This window comes from Sodalis-like endosymbiont of Proechinophthirus fluctus (assembly GCF_001602625.1).
Lineage (GTDB): Bacteria > Pseudomonadota > Gammaproteobacteria > Enterobacterales > Enterobacteriaceae.
Map to the genome: position 1 here is coordinate 40,132 of NZ_LECR01000046.1, position 403 is coordinate 40,534.

At 59.1% G+C, this 403-nt stretch carries 1 protein-coding gene; it reads left to right on the top strand.

The annotated features are described in order from the left end of the window. A partial coding sequence (locus BG74_RS16975; RefSeq protein WP_439895668.1) for an FAD-dependent monooxygenase occupies positions 1–403 on the top strand: 403 nt, incomplete at both ends.

Genomic DNA, 403 nt, shown 5'->3' on the forward strand with positions numbered 1-403 from the left:
TGCGCGCTCTTGGCTGCGGACCGATGCCAATATCCCGCTGACTTTTTGGGACTACCAGCATCATGCGCTGGTGGCGACGGTGCGCACCGCCCTGCCTCATGGCAATATCGCCCGACAAACGTTTCACGGTGACGGCATTCTCGCGTTTTTGCCACTAAGCAACCCGCATTTAAGCTCTATCGTCTGGTCTCTGCCGCCGTCAGTAGCACAAGAGCGCTTGACGGCGCCTGCTGAGGCATTCAACGCCGCGCTAGCTATGAATTTCAGTCTGGCGCTGGGGTTATGCGAGCTGCAGGGCGAACGGCAAACTTTCCCACTAACCGGCCATTATGCACGTAATTTTACTGCCCACCGCCTGGTGCTGGTAGGGGATGCCGCGCATACCGTCCATCCGCTGGCTGGG